A 1,247-nucleotide genomic window follows, 5' to 3' on the forward strand; every position below is an offset into this window, starting at 1 on the left:
CTGCGCAACGTCGTGCACGGGCGCATGGGCCTGGGCGAGGTGCTGGCGCAGGCCAGGGCGGCGGCGCTGGGCGCGCAGGCGCACCAGGACCTGCCGTTCGAGCAGTTGGTCGAGGCGTTGCAGCCCGAGCGCGGCTTGGGGCTCAACCCGCTGTTCCAGGTGATGTTCAACCATCAGCGCGGGGATTACCGGGCCTTGCGGCAACTGCCCGGGCTGGAGCTGGAAGACTATGCGCTGGATGATCAGGCGGCGCAGTTCGAGCTGACGCTGGACACCCGCGAGCACTCCGACGGGCAGGTCCGCGCGAGCTTCAGCTATGCCGTGGAGCTGTTCGAGGCGCAGACCATCGAGCGTCTGGCGGGGCACTACCTGGCGGTGCTGCGCGCGCTGGCCGAACGGCCGGAGCTGGCGCTGGGCGACGTGGAGCTGCTGAGCGAAGCCGAGCAGGCCCAGCTCCGCCAGTGGGGTGAGAACCCGCAGCGCTACCCGGATGCCGGGCCGATCCACCGGCTGTTCGAGCGGCAGGTGCGCGAACGGCCGCAGGCCACGGCGCTGGTCTTCGATGACGAAGAACTGAGTTACGCGGAGCTGAACCGCCGGGCCAATCGCCTGGCGCACCGGCTGATCGCCCTGGGCGTCGCGCCGGAGACGAAGGTGGGCATCGCGGTCGAGCGCTCGGTCGAGATGGTGGTGGGCCTGCTGGCCATCCTCAAGGCGGGCGGGGCCTACGTGCCGCTGGACCCGGACTATCCGGCCGAGCGTCTGGGCTACATGGTCGAGGACAGCGGCATCGGGCTGCTGCTCACGCAGCGCCACGTCAGGGAGCGAATCACCGGCAGCCGGTCGCTGACCACGCTGGAACTGGACCGCCTCGATCTCGACGGCGAACCCGAACACGACCCGCCGATCGAGCCGCACGGCGACAACCTCGCCTACGTGATCTACACCTCGGGCTCCACCGGCCGGCCCAAGGGCGCGGCCAACCGGCATCGCTCGCTCTACAACCGGCTGGTGTGGATGCAGGACGCCTATCGGCTCGGCGACGCGGACACGGTGCTGCAGAAGACCCCGTTCGGCTTCGACGTCTCGGTCTGGGAGTTCTTCTGGCCGCTGATGGTCGGCGCCCGGCTGGTGGTGGCCAATCCGGGCGACCATCGCGACCCGGCGCGGCTGGTCGAGTTGATCCGCCGGCACCGGGTGACCACGCTGCACTTCGTGCCCTCGATGCTGCAGGCCTTCCTCGCGCA

General features: G+C 70.2%; 1 protein-coding gene. It reads left to right on the forward strand.

Translation table 11 applies throughout. The annotated features are described in order from the left end of the window. A partial coding sequence (locus ACYVD0_RS23070) for an AMP-binding protein (RefSeq protein ID WP_460428961.1) occupies nucleotides 1-1,247 on the forward strand: 1,247 nt, incomplete at both ends.

This window comes from Azotobacter armeniacus, from assembly GCF_054779355.1.